We start from the raw sequence: 17,515 nt of genomic DNA on the forward strand, positions 1-17,515 counted from the left end.
AAAATAACTCTTCTATAAATATATATTAAATCCAATATAAATTAAGAATTAAAATTTATGAATTTCATTGATTTTTAATTTTACATTTTTAATTATTTACAACCTTTATACTTATGCGATAAAATATTGTCATATGCTTATTTTTAGAAAATACAAAGGAGGCAATTGATTTGAAAGATATAATATATGTAACTGGTCATAAAAATCCAGATTCAGATTCTATATGTGCAGCATATTCTTATGCTGAATTTAAAAATCTAACAGGAGATACAAAAGCTGTTCCTGTAAGACTTGGTAACGTAAGCCAAGAAACACAATTTGTTCTTGATTATTTTGGTGCTAAAGCTCCAGAATTATTAAAAACTGTAAGACTTATGGTTGAAGACTTAAACTTCGATAAAATAAATCCAGTTTTACCTACACTTTCATTAAAATCTGCTTGGAATGTAATGAAAGAAAACAGCATGAAGACATTACCTGTTGCTGATGAAAACAATCACTTATTAGGTGTTCTTTCTGTTTCTAATTTAACTTCTTGCTACATGGACATGTGGGACAACACAATATTATCAAAAAGCAATACTACGTTAGAAAACATATTAGATACACTTTCAGCTACAGCTTGCTATATAAATGAAAACTTAAAAACATTCCCAGGCAAAATAGTAGTTTCTGCTATGGATCCAAAGAGCATGGTTGATCATATAAATGCTGGAGATATTGCTATCGTTGGTGATAGAGAAGAAGCTCAAGTAGCATTAATAGATAAGAAAGTATCATTAATGATTGTAACAGGTTCTCATACACCATGTGAAAACATCATTACTTTAGCTAGAGAAAATGGCGTTACTGTAATAGTTACTCCTCATGACTCATTCACAACTTCAAGACTTATTGTACAAAGCGTACCTGTTGAATATGTAATGGCTAAGGAAAATATCGTATCATTTACTAATGATGACTTAGTGGACGATATAAAAGATGCTATGGCTCAAACTAGATTCAGAAGCTACCCAGTAACTGATGAAAATGGTAAAGTTTTAGGAATGGTTGCTAGATATCACTTAATTTCTAAACACAAGAAAAAAGTTATCCAAGTTGACCACAACGAAAGAGGTCAATCTGTTGATGGATTAGAAGATGCAGAAGTATTAGAAATCATCGATCACCACAGAGTTGCTGATATTCAAACAAGCAATCCTATCTTCTTTAGAAATGAACCAATAGGAAGTACTTCTACAATAGTTGCTAAATGCTTCTTTGAAAGAGGTTTAACTCCATCCAAGACCGCTGCTGGTTTATTATGTAGTGCTATAATCTCTGATACATTATTATTCAGAAGCCCTACTTGCACACCTCAAGATGAAGAAATCTGTAGAAGACTTGCTGAAATAGCTGGTATTTCATCTGTTGAAGATTACGCTAAAGAAATGTTCAAAGCAGGAACTTCATTAAAAGGAAAAACTGTGGAACAAATCTTCAATCAAGATTACAAACCATTCTCAATTGAAGATATCAAAGTTGGTATAGCACAAGTTAATACAATGGATATTGATGGATTTATGCCATTAAAAGAAGAAATGTTAGCTTACATGAATGAAAAAGCAAAAGAATCATCATTAGATATGGTTATGTTATTATTAACTGACATAATCACTGAAGGTTCTCAAGTTCTTGTTGTTGGTGAAAGATCTGACATAGCTGAAAAAGCATTCAATGCAACATTAGTAGACAATACCGCTTTCCTTCCTGGAGTTCTTTCAAGAAAGAAACAAGTTGTACCGCCAGTAACAAACGTAATAACAAATGCTTAAAAAATAAGAGATGCTTTGCATCTCTTATTTTTTTAACTATTAATTATTTAAGTAATTGTATTATTTGCTCTGGTGCAGAATTAGCCTGTGCAATCATAGATTGAGCTGCTTGTAATAATATATCACTCTTTGCATTTTTAGTAACTTCTAAAGCCATATCAGTATCTCTTATTTTTGATTCAGATGACATGGCATTTTCAGATGAATTATTTAAATTGTTAACTACAAATTCTAATCTATTTTGATATGCACCTAAGATTCCTCTTTGTTCAGATACTCTTCCAATAGCATTATCAATTACTCTTATTGACTTTTCAGCATTTTCAGAAGTAGTTATGTCTAATGCACACTCATAATTTCCATTTCCATCATTAACTTTATATTCATTGCTATACCCATCTCCTGGTCCAACTAATCTTAATGCCTTTGCAGTCATTTCATTTATAGTAATCAATACTGATTCATTTTCATTTGCTCCAACTTGAAGGTTTAGTTCAAGTTCATTTCCAGTTGCATTTCCATTAAATACTTCCAGATTACTATTTGCTCCAACTACTTGAGATGTAATGATTAATTTATTACCATCTTTAGCTAAATCAACTCCTTGTAATTTATTTTGAGTTTGAGCTATTATTGCATCAACTAATTTTTCTGGATTAGTTACACCTTTTATATCTATTTTTATAGCTTTACCCATATATGGACCATCATCTGAATTAAAAAACTGTATAGTTTGTCCATTAATACTCATACCTGTCCCTACAAGATCTTTTATATCACCTGGTGTAGCAGCAGCTTTAGAGAAATCTATTGTAGTGGAAGCTCCCTTTGCTGGTATATCTTGCCCTGCTATAGTTCCTCCTGCACCAATTTGTCCACCAGTATTAACATCTGTTACAGTAAATGCTTTATTAACAGAAGATATTCCTGTAATATTCATTGTTGCATTTGTACCTGTACTATTTCCAGAATCTAAAGCTTCAACTATAATTTGACCACCTTTAGCATATGCTCTAAAATCACCATTTAAAGCTGGATTAGTATCAATTTGACTTTGAACTAATTTAGCTGTAGCTTCTGCTACTTTTTCAATATCTTTAGCTTCCAAAGTTCCATTGGGAGTATTAGTAATTTTAATTTGTCCTCCTGTAACTACACCATTGGGAGTAGGTGATTGAGTTATAAATCCATTTGGATCTTTTACTCCATAAGTAATATCTCCTACATTTCCATTAGGTAAATAAACATATGTAACTCCTAAATCTATTCCATTTATCTGAAAACTAAAACGATCAGGTTGAGGATAAGTATTGCTTGATATACCAGCATCTAATGTCATTGCAACCTTCATATTCTTCGTTATAGCATCATTCCCCTTAGTGTGAGTAACTTCTGTACCTGCAAAATCTAACTTTATAGGCTTTACTCCATTTCCATTGCCACCAATTAATATCTTTTTAGTATTATATTCTGTAGTATTAGCAATTCTATTTATTTCTGATGTAAGTTCATTCATTTCTTCTTGAAGAGCTTTTCTATCACTTTCAGTATTAGTGTCATTAGTAGCTTGTACAGAAATCTCTCTCATTCTTTGAATTATAGAATGAGTTTCAGTTAATGCACCATCTGCCGTTTGAATTAAAGAAATACCATCTTCTGCATTTATTGAAGCCTGATCTAATCCTCTAATTTGTGCTCTCATTTTTTCAGAAATAGCAAGACCTGCTGCATCATCTCCAGCACTATTTATTCTTAAACCTGAACTTAATTTTTCTATTGATTTAGAAGAGATTTTACTATTAATTTTCATATTTCTTTTTGAGTTCATGGCACCCATATTATGATTAATTTTCATTATTTCTTCCTCTGTTATCTAAAATTTCTCTCTATATCTATTGTCGAAAAAACTCTTATTAAATTAATAGTTTATTAAAAAATAATGGATAAAATTTAAAATAAATTTTATCCATTATTTTTTATCTAAGATTATTTATCATTTGCCACATTTCATCAGCAGCTGTAATTCCCTTAGAACTTAATTGAAAAGCTCTTTGAGCTACTATCATATCCGTCATTTCTTGTGAAAGATCCACATTAGAAGCTTCTAAATATCCTTGATACATATCGGCATCTAAAATTCTATATACTTGAACTCCATTTAACTCTTTAAATAAATTATCTCCAACAGACGTAAATGCATCATTGCCTACTGCTGTATATACTGCAATTTCTCCAACCTTTTCAAAGTTACCATTGTTTTCTGCAAATATTTCCCCTTTTTTATTTATAGTAAAATTATCAGCTGTAAGACCTGTATTATTTTGTGAATACCCATTTGCATACTGAACCTCTAAAATATTCCCATTGGCAGTTACAAGTCTTCCATAAGAATCTAATTTAAAACTGCCATCTCTAGTATAATACTCTGTTCCATTACTGGAAATCACTTTAAAATATCCTTCACCATCTAATGCCAAATCAGTTTTTTGATTTGTTGTTTGTAAACCACCTTGACTATTATCTTTAGTAAAATTACCAGTTTTAACTCCACTTCCTACTGTAGCTGTTTTATCATTTAATGGATTTCCCCATTCATCTAAAGAAGATGAAATTAAATCCTTAAAACCTACATTAACTTTTTTATATCCTGTAGTATTTACATTTGCTATATTATTTGATATTACATCTAATTTCTCTTGATTAGCATTAAGTCCTGATTTACTTGTCCATAATGTTGTTAACATCTATATATCCTCCTACACTTTACCTATGCTGTTAGCAGCTAAATCTAAAGTACCATCTATCATCTTAAAGATACTTTGACTACTTTGGAAATTACGCATTGTACTCATCATATTAACCATTTCATTTGTTACATTAACATTAGACCCTTCCAAATAACCTTGATATGTGTTTACTACAGAATCCATAATAGGATTTTCTCCTGTATAATAATTATCTCCTACTTTTTTTAATCTACTATAATCTTCAAAATCAGCTGTAACCATTTGATAATTAGCTAATCCCTCAACATTTAAAATATTATTTGCTCCTAATGTATATTGATTATTACCTACAAAAATAGGTTCCATTATCCCTGTATTCATATTTCTTCCCATTACAGAATCTCCTGAAGTAGTCTTTAAAGTTCCATCAGCTCCCACAGTAAAATCTCCATCTCTTGTATACAAATATTCATTACCTTTTTGAACTACAAAGAAACCTCTTCCATTTATAGCAAAATCCGATGAATCTGATGTACTTTTAAGTCCACCTTGAGTAAATGATTTTTGTACTGTGTCAATAGCAGCTCCCAAACTCAAACTACCTATTACGCCATTTTCTCTATTACCTATGTATACTTCATTAAAACTCTTAGTAACTAAAGATTCTGATTTATATCCATTTGTATTAGCATTAGATAAATTATTTGTTATTGATGTTTGCTGATTTTCTAAAGTAATCATTGATGATAATGATGTATATAAACTTCTAATCATTAAATATATCCTCCTCATTAGCTTCTGTGGTGCTATTAGTAGTAGCATCATTACTTGAAGAATTATCATTTTCAAAAAAAACCTTACATTCATCTTCATAATGCATTCCCATAGCTCTTGCTGCTTTTTCTATTTCTGCATTTGACATTTTATTAGTGCCAGATAAAAATAATATTAATGTAGATATAATCATTCCAATTCCAATTCCCATTAAAATCTTTTTATCTGTAAATATATAAATACTTTCTTTTATTGATTGTATAATGCTCTTACTAATAATACTTCACCCTTTCCTATACTAAGTGAACTACATATTTCTTCATCACTTTTTCCTTCATCAATCATCATTTTAATATTTTCAAACTTACTATCATCACCATGATTATCCTTTAAATTTAAATTATTAAAATTAATTTCAGAAATTATATCTTTATCTATACAATCTCTTTTTATATCGTTATCTAATTTCACTTGCTTTATATTCTCTTTTATATTTACATTACTATTTTCTATATTAAAAACTTCAGTTCTTAATTCTTGAATTTCTTTTTGTAAATCAAGAATACTTTCCGCCATATCTTTTCTCATATCTACAAATTTCATATCATAGTCTGTAAATTCTTTTTCTTCATTTTTTAGAATATTAACAAAAGAGCCTCCATCATCGGCTCTTTCATTTTTTATATCTCTATTAACAACTATTAAAACTATTCCTATAACTATAAGTAAAATATGTATCACTTTTTATACCTCTATGTAATTTATTTTTTGAAGCATAACCCTTAAATTCTTAATAGCTCTACTATGTAACTGACAAACTCTCGATTCAGATACCTCTAGTACTTTACCTATTTCTTTTAACGTCAAGCCCTCATAATAATAAAGATTTAATATTGTTCTGTCTTTTTCTTTTAATTTTTCAATACATTCAGCTAATATTTCTACTTTTTCTTTATCTTCATAAGAATCATGAGGACTTGGGCTATTTTTATCTTCAACAACTCCCATAACAGTTAATTCATCATCTTCTGAAAATAGAATTCCTTCTAAAGATACTACTGACATAAAGTTAATATATCTTTCGATATCAGCAACTTCTGACACAGTTATATTTAAATATTCAGCTATTTCATCTATGATTGGTTCTCTAAGTAACCTATTTTGCAATGCATCAATAGCTTCATTATACTTTGCTAATTTATCCATTGCCCCTTTAGAAATAGGCCTTGCTTTTCTTATCTGATCTATCATTTCACCTTTTATTCTTATTGATGCATAAGATGAAAATTTTATTCCCTTATCTGGATCAAATTTACTTATGGCATCCATTAACCCTATCATTCCATAACTAACTAAATCTTCATACTCTATATAAGTACTCCTTCCAATCATTATTCTAGACGCAATATATTTTACTAAAGGAATATATTGTTCCACTATTTTTTCCTTATTATCTATATTAGTCCAGCTCATTGTCACCCCTCCTTAGTTAGCTATAATTTTTGCATACATAATACATCTAATCTTTCATTTATTTTTAATTGAAACTTGGCCATTTCCCTCTCCTCCTAAGAAAAAATATCAAATAACTTATTAAATAATCCTTTTGCACCATTTCCTCTTATAGAACTTTCTCTACCCATAATTTTTTCTGATACATGCACTATGGATTTTGCTGCTTCAGATTTAGGATATTTTATTACTATAGGAATTTGATTTCTCACTGCCATGGTAATATGCTTATCCTCATATATACATCCCAAATAACTTGGATATCCATTTAAAAATTTTCTAGTTGCTAAGTCAAATTTATTAAATGTTGATTTTCCCTCTGTTTCACTTATAACTCTATTAATTACTATGTTAACATGAGTTTCTATTTTAAAATGCTTAAGTGCTTTAAATAGGCTATATCCGTCCGTCAATGATGTAGGTTCTGGTGTTAAAATAAATATAGCTTCATCAGAACTGGCAATAAAAGCAAGAACTGTTCTACTTATTCCAGCACCTGTATCAATTAATATATAATCATATCCATCAATTCTATCTACTTCTGAAATAAATCTTTCTCTTTGTTCTTCTGTCAAATCTTCAATATTATTTATTCCTGTTCCTCCAGGTAGTAAGTGAATTCCATGTGGCCCTTCAATAATTCCATTTTCAATTGAAACTTCACCATTTATAACATCCATAATATTGTACTTATGATATATTCCCATTAATACATCATCATTTCCCATACCAATATCAGCATCAAAAAGCAATATTTTTTTCCCTTCTTTTGCAAGAGCTATTGCTAAGTTTACTACAAAATTACTTTTACCTACTCCACCTTTTCCTGAAGTTATAGTTATAATTTTTGATTTTTCATTTAATCCACTACTTTTACTAGCTAATTGTCTTAAAATTTCTGCCTGGTCCATCATATTGAATCTTCTCCCATTATAAGCTTAATAATTTCATCTTTACTTGGAACCCTTATATCATTTGGTACATTTTGACCTGTAGTTAAAAAAGCTACCGGCTTATTACTTTCCTTTAATATGGTATGTATAATTCCATATGATGAAGTTTCATCTAACTTTGTAATAATAAGCTTTTCGTACTCTATTTGCTCATAACCTTTAAGTATCATCTTTACATCTTTATTTTTAGTTGTACTACTCATAACCATAAGAGTATGATCTGGATTAGCTTTTTGGACAAAAGCTCTTAGTTCTGAAATCTGCATATTATTCTTACTGCTTCTTCCAGTGGTATCTATTAATACCACATCTAAATCTGTCATGGAATTAATTGCTTCTTCCATTTCTTTTATGGTTATAACAACTCTAAATGGTATATTCATTATTTCTGCATAAGTTTTAAGTTGTTCTACAGCTCCAATTCTATAAGTATCTATGGTGATTAACCCAACTTTTTTCTTATCCATAAGAGCTAATTTTCCTGCTAATTTTGCTATTGTGGTGGTTTTTCCTACACCTGTAGGTCCAACCAACACAACTCTACCATTTATATCTTCATTTGATATTTGTACTACCTCTGACAAATAACTTTTCATGGCTTCTTCTTTATCTTCAGCTTCATTCCAAACTCTTCTAAACTCTTCTAAATAAACAGGATTTAAATCAAGACTATTAACATAATTTAACAATAAATCTTCATTATCTTCACCTTTAGTATTATTCAATATTTCATTTAAAATACTCTTCATTTCTTTAACTTCATCTTCAAGAATATTTTTCTCTTCTTCTTTAGGTTTTACAACATCCTTACTCATTATTGCTTTAATACTTTCAACAGATTCCTTTAACACATCACTACTTGCAAAAGTACTTTGTGGTTTTTGTGTTTTCATTGGTTCTGTAGTGTTTTCTAAGGCTGCTGTAACTTCTATAAGCTTAATTATTGCATCTTTTCCTAGTTCATATCTAATTCTCGTCATAGCCTCATTCATATTTTTAACTACATATTTTTTTATTATCATTATAAAGCTACAACTCCTTCTGTTCTTATTTGTACATCATTTGGTATTTCATTTAAAGAAAGCACCATCACATGTGGAAATACCATTTCTATAAGTTTTCTAAATACCGGTCTTATATTAGGAGATACCAAAATAATTGGTTGATTATTATAGAAATAAACACTATCTATTGTTTGACGTATTTTTTCTAAAATTCTTGTAGTTGTTTCTGGATCAACTGATGGGAATGATCCTTGCAGAGATTTTTGTGTATTATTTGCAATTATATTTTCAATTTGTGGATCTAATGTGACCACTGTAACAGTTCTATTTTCATCTACTACCGTATTACATATGGTTCTTGCCATAGCAAATCTTACATATTCAGTTAATAACTCTATATCCTTAGTATTTCTTGAATTATCTGCTAAAGATTCAAAAATTGTTACAGTATCCTTTACTGGTACCTTTTCTCTTAATAAATTTTGTAATACCTTTTGTACTTCACCGATGGTCATTAAATCAGGTATAAGTTCCTCTACAACTGTGCTATACTTCTCCTTCATATTATCAACTATCATCTTAACTTCTTGACGTCCTAATAATTCATGTGCATGAGATTTTATAGTTTCAGTTAAGTGAGTAACCATTACTGTTATTGGATCTACCACTGTAAATCCTCTTATTTCAGCTTCTTCTTTTTGATCTGCATTTATCCATACAGCTGGCAGACCAAATGTTGGTTCAATAGTTTTAATTCCTGGCATAGTTCCACTTTCTCCTGATGGATCCATACAAAGAAGCATGTTTGGCATCAATTCAGAGGAAACTATCACTGTTCCCCTAATTTTTAATATGTACTCATTATTTTTAAGCTGTAAATTATCCCTTATTCTAATAGGCTGTACAATTATACCCATTTCAATGGCACACTGTCTTCTAACTGAAGCTATTCTTTGTAATAAATCTCCACCATTTCTTTCATCAGCTAAAGGTATAAGACCATATCCAATTTCAACTTCCATAGGTTCTACAGAAATTAAATTCATAACATTCTCAGGTTCTTTTCTTATTTGCTCTTCTTGCTCTTCAACTTCTTGAACCATGGCAACTTCTTGTTTCTTTTCCTCTTCCTTTATAAGCATAAATGATAATCCACCCATAGATGCCCCTGCCAATGCAAATGGCACTGTTGGCATTGATGGTATTATTGCAAAAGCAAACATTATTGCTGCTGCAATTCCAAGAGCCACTGGGAAAGCTGATAATTGAGTAGTTAAAGTTTTACCAAAATTATTTTTTGAATTTGATCTAGTTACAAGAATACCAGCAGCAGTAGAAATAAGTAATGCTGGAACCTGACTTACAAGCCCATCACCTATTGTTAAAATAACAAAACGACTAGCTGCCTCTCCAGCTGACATACCCATTTGAGTAATACCAATTATAATTCCACCTAAAACATTTATTACAGTAATTATTATACCTGCCACAGCATCACCTTTAACAAACTTAGATGCCCCGTCCATGGTTCCATAAAAATCTGCTTCAGACTGCAAATCAGCTCTTCTTTTTTTAGCTGTTGCTTCATCTATTAATCCTGAATTTAAATCAGCATCAATACTCATTTGCTTACCAGGCATTGCATCTAATGTAAATCTTGCAGAAACTTCTGCTACTCTAGTAGACCCATTAGTTATAACAAGAAACTGTATTATCATGATTATTAAGAATATAATAACCCCAACAACATAATTTCCACCAACTACGAAATCACCAAAGGCAGTAATTATACTTCCTGCATCACCTTTACTTAATATAAGTCTTGTGGAAGAAATATTAAGTCCCAATCTAAATAAAGTAACTACCAATAGTAATGTTGGGAAAACTGATAATTGTAATACACTTGTGGTAAACATAGTAATCATTATTACAATAATGGATAAAGTTATGTTGAGTGCCAGTAAAATATCTAAAACTATTGATGGTAATGGTATTATTATCATAAGTACAATACCAATTACCCCAAAAGCCACCAACACATCAAGATTTTCTTTTAAATTAAACTTTCTATCGATAGCCAATTTCATCAATCCTTTTAATTATCTTATTTTTTCATCTTATATATAGCCACAAGAATTTCAGCTACAGCTTGATACATTTCCTGTGGTATTTCTCTGTCCAATTCTACTTCTTTATAAATCATTCTTGCTAAAGGTTTATTTTCTATTATTGGCACATCATTTTCCTTTGCCTTTTCCTTAATTCTAATGGCTAAATGATCTATTCCCTTTGCAACTAATTTAGGAGCATTATTCTGTCCATCTTCATACTTTATAGCTACAGCTATATGAGTTGGGTTGGTAATAACTACAGTGGCATCTCCCACGGCATTCATCATACCTTGAGTTATCATGGCTCTTTGTTTTTGCTTTATCTTAGCCTTTACCTGTTGATCCCCTTCCATCTGCTTATATTCATCCTTTATTTCTTGCTTAGACATTCTAAGCGCTTTATTATGAAACCTAAATTGAATAAAATAATCGGTAGCTGCCAGCACTATTAAAAGTATTACTATTTTAGTAAATAAACCAACAACTATCTGTTTTATTTCACTACCTATGCTTGAAACATTTAATGTTGATATATGAAGAATATCATTATACTTATCTTTCATATAAGAATATGTAATGTAAGTAACAATAGTTACCACCAATAGATTCTTCAAAAGATCAAAGGCGCTTTTATTAGAAAACATATTTTTAATACCACTTAAAGGATTAAGCTTTTTTAAAGAAGGTTTTAATGGTTCTCCAGTTAATAAAAATCCTGTTTGCATTAAACTAGCTATTATTCCTGCAACCATTATAGGTATTGCTACCAATATAACTGTTGAAGCAAATTTAGTTAAAGAATTACTTGCAACGGACTTTAATAAACCATCTGTTAACTCCATAGAACCTACATTGCTTAAATAATAAATTATTATTTCTTTAAAGTTATTAATTATCTTATCACTTAAAGTCATAATCACCAATAAAGTTGCTATGGTAGTAAGAGCAATTCCTACATCTTTACTTTTAGCAATTTGACCTTTTTTTCTAGCATCAGATTTCTTTTTAGGAGTAGCTTCTTCTGTTTTATCATCTGACATAAAAATAAGTGCTACAGGAGCTACATTTAATATTCTTCTTATAACTGAAGGTAAATAACTTAAAGCACCTATAAAAACTTTATTTATTATTGCTATAGAAAGTGTAATCATTAATAACCCTACTATCATCTTTACAGGCATACCTAAAATCATTACATTTATTTGTGGAACTACTCTAGATACTAATCCCATACATATATCTGTCATTATAATTATAATAACTATAGGTAATGCAATTTTTATTCCCATAAAGAAATATTCTATTATTATCTGCATACTTTCCATCATAGATTCTGATGAAATTATTGATGAACCTACAGAAACAACTGAAAAACTTTCTATTAACGACTTAATAATCAAATGATGTGCATCTGTTATAAAAAATAATACTAAAGTACAATATTCAAGTAATTTTCCTGTAGCAGTAGTAGTTGATGATGCACTGGCATCTGCCAGTGACAACATACTAAATCCTATATGAAGATCAATCCAACTTCCAGCAAGCTTTAATATTTGAAATAAACTTTTAGTTACAAGTCCTAAAAGTGCTCCAGTAATCCCTTCGTTTAAAAAGTATATCAGTAGCTTATTATTATTATTTATAATTTCCATACTTGCATTGGAAACCGTTGGTTCAATTGCAAAAGCTAAAATCATTGGAATAGCTAATTTCAGTACCTTTGGTGTTCCATTTGGAAAAATAATATTAAAAACTATAAAAAATGCTGATAACCTTACGAAGATAAACATAACAGTAAAAATAATTTCTGAATCTATCATTTATCCTCCTAAGATATCTTAGTAATGATATTATATATATTTTCTGTATATTGAACCATAGTTTTTGATATCCAAGAAGCTAAAAATAATCCTATTGCACATATTCCTAACAATTTTGGAACAAAAGTTAAAGTTTGTTCCTGTATTTGGGTTGTTGCTTGAATTATACTTATTATAAGACCTATAATTAATCCAGCAGCTAAAAAAGGTCCTGCCACCTTTATTACTGTCATTATAGATTCTTTTATTATTCCATTTAATAGTGCTTCACTCAATTTTATTCACCTCACGAAAAACTTGTAATTAATGATTTTATAATTAAATTCCATCCATCTACCATTACAAATAATAACAATTTAAATGCCAAAGATATAACTGTTGGTGGAATCATCATCATACCCATAGACATAAGCACACTGGCTACTATCATATCTATTACCATAAATGGTACAAATAATAAAAACCCTATTTGAAATGCTGTTTTTAATTCACTTATGGCAAAAGCAGGAACAATAGAATATAAAGGAATATTTTCTCTTGTTAACTCTCCACTATTAAGCTTTGCGGCATCAACAAATAATTCCAAATCCTTTTGCCTTGTTTCTTTTAACATAAAATCCTTTAGTGGATTAGATGCATTTTCAAGTGCTTGCTCAAAAGTTATTTCTTCATTTGAATACGGCTTTAATGCAACTTCATTTATTTCTGTATATACTGGTTGCATTATGAAAATAGTTAAAAAAATAGCTAATCCAACTAAAATTTGACTAGGTATTGATTGCTGCGCTCCTATGGCATTCTTTAATAATGAAAAGACCACCGTTATTCTAGTAAATGATGTAAACATTATTATAAATGATGGTAATAATGTTAACATTGTAAAAAATATAAGTATTTTTATACTATCCACATAATCTGCTGGAGTATCTCCACTACTAACAGATAAATTAAAATGTGGCGATGCAAAAGCTTCCTTTGGAATCATGAAAGTAATTGCTATTATAAAAAACACTATTAATTTATAAGCTTTTTTATTTTTCATATTTATTTTTCCTTTTCTTTAGTTTATTTATTACTTCCTCAAAAGGCTTTATAATATTATTAAAAGCTTCTTTATTTTTTTCAATTTCAAATTTCTTTAAAACTTCAATCTCATTTAGCTCTTCTTCAGTTAGCTCTTTTATAAATTCACCTTTAGAAGGTGATACTGACATTACATATGCTTTTTTTCCTATCTTTATTATTTGTAAAGATACATCTTTTGATAACTGAGTTCTTTCAATTATTCTTATAGTTTTTCTTGAATTTACCTCATTTAATTTGCTTTCATTAAATTTTAATAGTAAGAGCATTAAAAGTATAAGAACTATTAATGTTCCTATAATTTTAATACTCATCAATACAAATTCCATATATATGTACTTCCTATTATTGAACTAAAAGTTCATTAAATTTAATATCTATAATAGTTCCAGATTTTAAATTTGAATTTAATCTTTGTACTAAATCTCTCTTTAAATTAACTTCATTATCAGCAGTAAAATCTGAAGTTTTTAAAGATTTTAAATAAAATATTGCTGAATCTCTTAAAGCAACAAGCTTAGTAGTAATTTCTTCTCCTACTTCTGTATTAGAACTGTCATAAGTAACAGTAGCAGTCATTTGCACATATTTTTTGCTACCTTCATCACTTAAATTTACAAGCAATTGCCCTAATTCAGTATAAGCTTCTACTATTGGTGCTTCTTCAGAATTTGCCTTTGACATACCATAATATACTCCAGCAAAAACTCCCCCACCTAGCAGTAATAATGCTACAACTATAATAATAATTAGTTTACCTTTACCTTTTTTCTTTTCTTCTGCCATTTCTTACTCCTTATCATCAGCTATAATTAAAATATTTACTCTTCTATTTTTAGCCATATTTTCTTCAGTATCATTAGGTACCACTGGATGATGTTCACCATATCCTGTAGCACTTAATCTTTTTGGATCTATGCCTGTATTTTCAACAAAATATTTTACTACATTTACAGCTCTATCCACTGACAATTCCCAGTTAGAAGGGAATTCTGCTGTAGAAATAGGTCTATTATCAGTATGCCCTTCTACCACAATAGTATTATCTATCGAAGATAATAATTCTGCAATAGATGATAATACTGCCTTGCTATCTTCCCTTAAAGTTGACTTTGAAGTTTCAAAAAGTATACTTTCTTTAACTTGAATGGCAACACCTTGTTCAGTTTCAATTATTTCCACTGCCGCTTCTAATTCATGCTCCTTAACAAATTTACTTACTTGATAGTACATACTTTCTTCAATATTTTCACCATCTACAGTATCTGTTGGTGTTTCTCCACCAATTAAAGGAACATCACCATTATATAAATTATATTCTAAAATACTATCACCAACTTCACCTGCCATTACACTTCTAAAAGCTTGAGAAAGTGCTCTCATTTTAGCTTCATCAGTAGAAGACATTGCATATAAAAGAACAAAAAAAGTCATCAAAAGAGTAACACAATCAGAGTAGGTAGCTAACCATTCATCACCGCTTGGTTCATCACGCTGTACTTTTTTCCTTGCCATAACTTATGCAACTCCTTCTGTATTTTCTGTATTACTATTTATATATTCTAATCTTTCTTTTGCAGATAAATAAGTTAAAAGTTTTTCTTCTACAATTCTTGGGTTAACACCTGATTGTATTGCTAAGATACCTTCTAACATCATAGTTCTTGTACCAGTTTCTAATGCACATTGTCTTTTTAAATTTGCACCTATTGGATTACAAAAGTAATTAGCTAGGAATGAACCATAGAAAGTTGTAAGAAGTGCAACTCCCATACCAACAGCTATACTTTGAATATCATTTAAGTTTTGCATCATTTGAACTAGCCCTATTAATGTACCTATCATACCAAATCCTGGAGCATATCCACCCCAAGCAGTATACATACCTGCCACATTCATTCCTCTATTTTCAGTTTCATATATATCTAGCTCTAATATTTCCTTAATAGTTTCCGGCTCAATACCATCAACAACCATTTGCATACCCTTTTTTAAGAATGGATCTTCTAAATTACTTATATCTTCTTCTAAAGATAATAAACCGTCTTTTCTTGCTCTTTGTGAAAGATTTGAAAACTGGACTATTATATCTTTTTGAGAAGCACTACTTTCTTTAAATGCATTACCAAGACTTCCAAACATCTCTTTGATTTCATCCATAGTATATGTGATAAATAAAGCACTTAAAGATCCTCCAACACATATGAATATTGATGGAATATCAATAAATATACTAAAAGGACCTCCAGAAACAATTCCATATCCTATTAAGGCAGCTCCAAGTACAAACCCAGCCGGCGTCATAATATCTGTTTTCTTCACATCAATTTCCCCCTAAATTCTATACGTAGCTATTCTATTTTTATATCTTATAACCTTATCTTTTACTTCATGTATAGTTTCTAAAACAATATACTTTTTCCCATTGGTAAGTGTTATTAAAGTTTCAGGAACTTCTTCAATCTTTTCTATATGATCTGCATTTAAAGTAAATTCTTTATTATTCATTGCTGTTAAATCAATCATACTAACATCCCTTCATCTTTATTGAATTACCAATAATGAATCAATTAAAAATAATTAACTCATTTTTGGTAATTCAATTTTTTACTATAATTTATGAGCTGAATGATAAATTAAATTTAATCCATCATTCATTACTCATAATTGATAATTTACAAACTATCTCTTTAAGTTAATTATTTCTGAAAGAATTTCATCACCTGTAGTGATTGTTTTTCCTGCTGCTTGGAAAGCTTTAGTAGCAACTATCATATCAGTAAATTGTTCTGCCATATCTACTCCTGACATTTCTAAATATCCTTGAAGAATATCTCCATATCCTGAGCTATTCCTATTAGTTGGACTATTTTTACCACTTGAAATTATTGCTGCTCCTGAACTTCCTGAAGGTTCATACATATTGTTTCCTATATCTGTTAAACCAACTTCATTTTTAAAGCTTGACATAGCTATTTGACCAAGAGCTGTTATTTCACCAGTTTCTAATACACCTGTTATTAATCCATCAGATGATATATTAAAACTCTTTACTGCAACTTGGGTTTCTTTACCTGCTTTATCAATTTTAGTTACTTTATCTGGAATTTTTAAAGATACTAATTTATCATCTATAGCTTCTGTTTGATTATTTGATTCCACATACAACACTGTTCCATCTGGTCTTATGTTATCTCCATTATTATTATTATTATCATTTGTTTTCATAGCAAATCCTAAAACTCTATAACCTTTTGAAGTTAAAAGATTACCTTCATTATCTAACACAAAAGAACCATCTCTTGTATATGCCAATGAATTGTTAGCTGGCATATTTTCTACTCCATTATCCTTTATTGTTATAGCATCAGTATTTCCTCCTGTAAGTGCTGGCCCTGTAGCTACCATAAAGTATCCACTTCCATCTACTGCCACGTCAAGAGATCTTGATGTTGATTGCATTGAACCTTGAGACATTATTTTATCAATACTTGAAATTTGTGCTCCAAGACCTATTTGCTTACCATTAACACCTCCTAAAGAATCTGATGCTGCACTGGCACTACCTAATGTTTGACTTATTGTAGTACTGAAATTTACTCTTGATCCTTTAAATGCTGTTGTACTTACATTGGCTAAGTTATTACCTATAACGTCTAACTTAGTTTGATTTACTTTCATTCCTGAAATCCCTGAATATAACGATCTTAACATAAAT

19 protein-coding genes are annotated in these 17,515 nt (G+C 29.8%); 1 reads left to right on the forward strand and 18 read right to left on the reverse strand.

Going from position 1 to position 17,515, the window contains the following annotated elements; all coding sequences use genetic code 11:
• Positions 1 to 170 precede the first annotated feature (170 nt).
• A complete protein-coding gene (locus BHW04_RS09875) occupies positions 171 to 1,814 on the forward strand; it encodes a putative manganese-dependent inorganic diphosphatase (RefSeq protein ID WP_302699474.1) in 1,644 nt (547 codons plus the stop codon).
• Positions 1,815 to 1,857: 43 nt separating this feature from the next.
• On the opposite strand, the gene BHW04_RS09880 is transcribed toward BHW04_RS09875, so the two are convergent.
• The 18 genes from BHW04_RS09880 to BHW04_RS09965 all read right to left on the reverse strand — a co-directional run bounded on the left by BHW04_RS09880 (position 1,858) and on the right by BHW04_RS09965 (position 17,511).
• Positions 1,858 to 3,669 carry a flagellin N-terminal helical domain-containing protein gene (locus tag BHW04_RS09880; protein WP_302630908.1) on the reverse strand — a complete coding sequence of 604 codons (1,812 nt, stop codon included), beginning with the start codon at positions 3,667 to 3,669 and terminating at the stop codon, positions 1,858 to 1,860.
• Positions 3,670 to 3,790: 121 nt separating this feature from the next.
• Positions 3,791 to 4,558: a flagellar hook-basal body complex protein gene (locus BHW04_RS09885; RefSeq protein WP_302699475.1), complete on the reverse strand. Its 768-nt coding sequence runs from the start codon at positions 4,556 to 4,558 to the stop codon at positions 3,791 to 3,793.
• Between the two features lie 12 nt (positions 4,559 to 4,570).
• A complete protein-coding gene (locus tag BHW04_RS09890) occupies positions 4,571 to 5,314 on the reverse strand; it encodes a flagellar hook-basal body complex protein (protein WP_302699476.1) in 744 nt (247 codons plus the stop codon).
• A complete protein-coding gene (locus BHW04_RS09895) occupies positions 5,307 to 5,525 on the reverse strand; it encodes a hypothetical protein (RefSeq protein ID WP_022169189.1) in 219 nt (72 codons plus the stop codon). Before BHW04_RS09895 ends, BHW04_RS09890 begins: the two co-directional genes overlap by 8 nt.
• A 38-nt stretch (positions 5,526 to 5,563) precedes the next feature.
• Positions 5,564 to 6,055 (reverse strand): hypothetical protein, encoded by a 492-nt coding sequence (locus BHW04_RS09900; RefSeq protein ID WP_302699477.1) that lies wholly within the window; start codon positions 6,053 to 6,055, stop codon positions 5,564 to 5,566.
• A gap of 3 nt (positions 6,056 to 6,058) precedes the next feature.
• On the reverse strand, positions 6,059 to 6,787 hold the full coding sequence (locus BHW04_RS09905) for a FliA/WhiG family RNA polymerase sigma factor (RefSeq protein ID WP_022212702.1): 729 nt from the start codon (positions 6,785 to 6,787) through the stop codon (positions 6,059 to 6,061).
• 95 nt (positions 6,788 to 6,882) lie between these two features.
• Positions 6,883 to 7,740 (reverse strand): MinD/ParA family protein, encoded by an 858-nt coding sequence (locus BHW04_RS09910; protein ID WP_302699478.1) that lies wholly within the window; start codon positions 7,738 to 7,740, stop codon positions 6,883 to 6,885.
• On the reverse strand, positions 7,737 to 8,801 hold the full coding sequence (gene flhF / locus BHW04_RS09915) for a flagellar biosynthesis protein FlhF (protein ID WP_302699479.1): 1,065 nt from the start codon (positions 8,799 to 8,801) through the stop codon (positions 7,737 to 7,739). The genes BHW04_RS09910 and flhF overlap by 4 nt, the downstream gene beginning before the upstream one ends.
• Positions 8,801 to 10,864 carry a flagellar biosynthesis protein FlhA gene (flhA, locus tag BHW04_RS09920; RefSeq protein ID WP_441294425.1) on the reverse strand — a complete coding sequence of 688 codons (2,064 nt, stop codon included), beginning with the start codon at positions 10,862 to 10,864 and terminating at the stop codon, positions 8,801 to 8,803. The genes flhF and flhA overlap by 1 nt, the downstream gene beginning before the upstream one ends.
• 23 nt (positions 10,865 to 10,887) lie before the next feature.
• The gene (locus tag BHW04_RS09925; protein WP_302699481.1) at positions 10,888 to 12,714 is read right to left on the reverse strand and encodes a fused FliR family export protein/FlhB family type III secretion system protein; all 1,827 of its coding nucleotides are present in this window, start codon (positions 12,712 to 12,714) and stop codon (positions 10,888 to 10,890) included.
• An 8-nt stretch (positions 12,715 to 12,722) separates the two neighbouring features.
• Positions 12,723 to 12,989, reverse strand: coding sequence for a flagellar biosynthetic protein FliQ (locus BHW04_RS09930; protein WP_022212706.1), 267 nt, complete (start codon positions 12,987 to 12,989; stop codon positions 12,723 to 12,725).
• Between the two features lie 11 nt (positions 12,990 to 13,000).
• Complete coding sequence (gene fliP, locus BHW04_RS09935) at positions 13,001 to 13,756, reverse strand: flagellar type III secretion system pore protein FliP (protein WP_441294426.1); 756 nt, start codon at positions 13,754 to 13,756, stop codon at positions 13,001 to 13,003.
• Positions 13,746 to 14,126, reverse strand: coding sequence for a flagellar biosynthetic protein FliO (locus BHW04_RS09940; RefSeq protein WP_302699482.1), 381 nt, complete (start codon positions 14,124 to 14,126; stop codon positions 13,746 to 13,748). Before BHW04_RS09940 ends, fliP begins: the two co-directional genes overlap by 11 nt.
• A gap of 16 nt (positions 14,127 to 14,142) precedes the next feature.
• Complete coding sequence (locus BHW04_RS09945; RefSeq protein ID WP_302699483.1) at positions 14,143 to 14,583, reverse strand: flagellar basal body-associated FliL family protein; 441 nt, start codon at positions 14,581 to 14,583, stop codon at positions 14,143 to 14,145.
• A 3-nt stretch (positions 14,584 to 14,586) separates the two neighbouring features.
• Positions 14,587 to 15,312, reverse strand: a complete 726-nt coding sequence (locus tag BHW04_RS09950) for an OmpA/MotB family protein (RefSeq protein ID WP_302699484.1) — start codon at positions 15,310 to 15,312, stop codon at positions 14,587 to 14,589.
• A 3-nt stretch (positions 15,313 to 15,315) separates the two neighbouring features.
• Positions 15,316 to 16,119, reverse strand: a complete 804-nt coding sequence (locus BHW04_RS09955; RefSeq protein WP_022169201.1) for a motility protein A — start codon at positions 16,117 to 16,119, stop codon at positions 15,316 to 15,318.
• Positions 16,120 to 16,131: 12 nt separating this feature from the next.
• The gene (locus BHW04_RS09960) at positions 16,132 to 16,323 is read right to left on the reverse strand and encodes a flagellar FlbD family protein (RefSeq protein WP_022169202.1); all 192 of its coding nucleotides are present in this window, start codon (positions 16,321 to 16,323) and stop codon (positions 16,132 to 16,134) included.
• A gap of 156 nt (positions 16,324 to 16,479) precedes the next feature.
• Positions 16,480 to 17,511 carry a flagellar hook-basal body complex protein gene (locus tag BHW04_RS09965; RefSeq protein ID WP_302699485.1) on the reverse strand — a complete coding sequence of 344 codons (1,032 nt, stop codon included), beginning with the start codon at positions 17,509 to 17,511 and terminating at the stop codon, positions 16,480 to 16,482.
• Between the last annotated feature and the right edge of the window lie 4 nt (positions 17,512 to 17,515).

Source organism: Clostridium sp. 29_15, assembly GCF_001916075.1.
GTDB lineage: Bacteria > Bacillota > Clostridia > Clostridiales > Clostridiaceae > Clostridium > Clostridium lentum.

What these genes read in the sequence shown, in the direction of transcription:
- BHW04_RS09880 (WP_302630908.1), bottom strand. Translation starts at nt 3,669, where the DNA reads ATGAAAATTAATCATAATATGGGTGCCATGAACTCAAAAAGAAATATG.
- BHW04_RS09885 (WP_302699475.1), bottom strand. Translation starts at nt 4,558, where the DNA reads ATGTTAACAACATTATGGACAAGTAAATCAGGACTTAATGCTAATCAA.
- BHW04_RS09890 (WP_302699476.1), bottom strand. Translation starts at nt 5,314, where the DNA reads ATGATTAGAAGTTTATATACATCATTATCATCAATGATTACTTTAGAA.
- BHW04_RS09895 (WP_022169189.1), bottom strand. Translation starts at nt 5,525, where the DNA reads ATGGGAATTGGAATTGGAATGATTATATCTACATTAATATTATTTTTA.
- BHW04_RS09905 (WP_022212702.1), bottom strand. Translation starts at nt 6,787, where the DNA reads ATGAGCTGGACTAATATAGATAATAAGGAAAAAATAGTGGAACAATAT.
- BHW04_RS09910 (WP_302699478.1), bottom strand. Translation starts at nt 7,740, where the DNA reads ATGATGGACCAGGCAGAAATTTTAAGACAATTAGCTAGTAAAAGTAGT.
- flhF (WP_302699479.1), bottom strand. Translation starts at nt 8,801, where the DNA reads ATGATAATAAAAAAATATGTAGTTAAAAATATGAATGAGGCTATGACG.
- BHW04_RS09925 (WP_302699481.1), bottom strand. Translation starts at nt 12,714, where the DNA reads ATGATAGATTCAGAAATTATTTTTACTGTTATGTTTATCTTCGTAAGG.
- fliP (WP_441294426.1), bottom strand. Translation starts at nt 13,756, where the DNA reads ATGAAAAATAAAAAAGCTTATAAATTAATAGTGTTTTTTATAATAGCA.
- BHW04_RS09940 (WP_302699482.1), bottom strand. Translation starts at nt 14,126, where the DNA reads ATGGAATTTGTATTGATGAGTATTAAAATTATAGGAACATTAATAGTT.
- BHW04_RS09945 (WP_302699483.1), bottom strand. Translation starts at nt 14,583, where the DNA reads ATGGCAGAAGAAAAGAAAAAAGGTAAAGGTAAACTAATTATTATTATA.
- BHW04_RS09950 (WP_302699484.1), bottom strand. Translation starts at nt 15,312, where the DNA reads ATGGCAAGGAAAAAAGTACAGCGTGATGAACCAAGCGGTGATGAATGG.
- BHW04_RS09960 (WP_022169202.1), bottom strand. Translation starts at nt 16,323, where the DNA reads ATGATTGATTTAACAGCAATGAATAATAAAGAATTTACTTTAAATGCA.
- BHW04_RS09965 (WP_302699485.1), bottom strand. Translation starts at nt 17,511, where the DNA reads ATGTTAAGATCGTTATATTCAGGGATTTCAGGAATGAAAGTAAATCAA.